The sequence below is a fragment of the Microcystis sp. M53603_WE2 genome (genome assembly GCF_030065435.1).
Window position 1 is genome coordinate 1 of the sequence record NZ_JASJFF010000095.1, and the last position, 1,224, is coordinate 1,224.

The following is a 1,224-nucleotide window of genomic DNA, read 5'->3' on the forward strand; positions in this document are numbered from 1 at the left end:
GGTTATAAATTTTCTACCTATGCCTACTGGTGGATTCGACAAGCGATTACCCGTGCGATCGCTCAACAGGCCCGCACCATTCGTTTACCCATCCATATCACCGAAAAACTGAATAAAATTAAAAGAACCCAGCGCGAACTCGCCCAAAAACTGGGGAGAAGTGCCACTCCTGCCGAGATTGCCCTGGAATTAGAGCTTGAACCCGCTCAAATCCGCGAATATCTCAGTATGGCTCGTCAACCCATCTCCCTTGATGTGCGCGTCGGCGATAACCAAGATACGGAATTGTCGGAACTATTAGAAGATAGCGGAGTTTCTCCCGATACCTTCATCACCCAAGAGTTATTACGGCAAGACTTAGCCAATCTCCTGGCCGAATTAACCCCCCAACAACGGGAAGTGATTACTCTCCGTTTCGGTTTAACCGATGGCAAGGAGTTATCCCTAGCCAAAATCGGTCAGAGAATGAACATCAGTCGGGAACGGGTGCGACAATTAGAACACCAGGCCCTAGCTCATTTACGCCGTCGCCGGGCCAACGTCAAGGAATATATTGTCGCCAGTTAGTAAAATTAGCAAATAACCAAGAAGGAGAGCGCAAGCTCTCTTTTTTTTGGGTTTATTATTGCTAAATTTTTAACCAACCTGAACAAAAAAAGGGTAAATTTTGCCAGTGTACTTAGGGTTGGCTGAAAAAGTTTTTCGTGGGGACAGGGTGTGGGGTGTAGGTTTTTACCGATTTTGAGGGGGTCAATTACCTAATTTTCAGGGAAAAAGTGCCTAAATTTCCCCCCCCCGATCACTCCCAGATCTGGTAATTTTTGATTGACAAAAAGTCTAAAAGTCTTACCCAACAAGGTTTTTAGATTTATTCAGCAAGCCCTAAGTATCTTTTCAGAACTGGGGAGGGAAGAGAAAGGAACCTCCAGAGGCGGCAATCCCTATAAATGGGCGCTCAGAGACTCTTACGCAGTTTAAATTCAGTACAGCTTACCACAACCGACAGCGAGGCGAGTAGCACCGGCGGGTATTTTATCGAATAAAAAAGAGATCTCAGGTTAAAAATTCAATAAAGAGCATAAATAAGCTTATTTATGCTCTTTAATGCCTAATTAGGGCTTGCTGAATAATGGTAAAACCCTTTTAAAATAAGGCTTTTGACCTGTTAAAGTCCGATGTTCATGCTGCGAAAATAGGATTGGGACTTTCAAAAACCTTGCATTA

General features: G+C 44.0%; 1 protein-coding gene. It reads left to right on the forward strand.

Going from position 1 to position 1,224, the window contains the following annotated elements; translation table 11 throughout:
• Positions 1–567, forward strand: a 567-nt coding sequence (locus PX481_RS02235; RefSeq protein ID WP_288093487.1) for a sigma-70 family RNA polymerase sigma factor, incomplete at its 5' end; no start/stop codon positions are given.
• Between the last annotated feature and the right edge of the window lie 657 nt (positions 568–1,224).